The sequence below is a fragment of the Bradyrhizobium sp. C9 genome (assembly GCF_002532045.1).
Classification (GTDB): Bacteria; Pseudomonadota; Alphaproteobacteria; order Rhizobiales; family Xanthobacteraceae; genus Bradyrhizobium.
The window spans coordinates 1-555 of the sequence record NZ_NWTG01000073.1; the positions used below are offsets into that span (position 1 = coordinate 1).

Annotated in this window: 2 protein-coding genes; both read left to right on the forward strand. The window is 33.5% G+C overall.

The window, feature by feature from the left end:
* The first annotated feature begins 162 nt into the window (after positions 1 to 162).
* Positions 163 to 426: a hypothetical protein gene (locus CO675_RS39630; protein ID WP_002820020.1), complete on the forward strand. Its 264-nt coding sequence runs from the start codon at positions 163 to 165 to the stop codon at positions 424 to 426.
* Positions 426 to 555, forward strand: a 130-nt coding sequence (locus CO675_RS42070; protein WP_502693453.1) for a hypothetical protein, incomplete at its 3' end; no start/stop codon positions are given. The genes CO675_RS39630 and CO675_RS42070, both read left to right, overlap by 1 nt.

A 555-nucleotide genomic window follows, 5' to 3' on the forward strand; every position in this document is an offset into this window, starting at 1 on the left:
AAAGTATCACATTGACATGCAAGACCTTACAAAAGTTGATGCCTTTGAATGGAAAACTAACAGCAACATGATTTTGGTAGAAACACTAACAAGCGGTCATGTTGAAACTTATAACGCTGGTGCAGTAATTACAGTAGCATAAGAATAAAATGGAGGAAGTAAATGATAGATTATATTAAGGTCTATTGTGGTATTCCGATTTTAGTAACAGCTTATGATAGTAAACTTATCTTATTCCGTTCAATAGCTATTAAATTGCTAGAAAAAAATGGTATTAAAGCTGACGAAACAAGCGTATTAGTTAAAGACTTTATTTCTTGTTATTGTCGGCTTAATATTGTTGATGAACCAGCAGAACAATGGCGAAATGCTGAAATGAAACGTTTGGCTTCTTTGCAAGAGTTAATGTATTATGGAGGTATTTAATGATATTCTCACAAGTTACATTACAGGTAGAAACGACTGTTAAGAAGAAGAACGGTGCAGAAGCTAATGTTATAAAGCCTATCGTTTTACCAGCAGTTAAACAGAGAATTAGTCAGACAAGGCTTGATG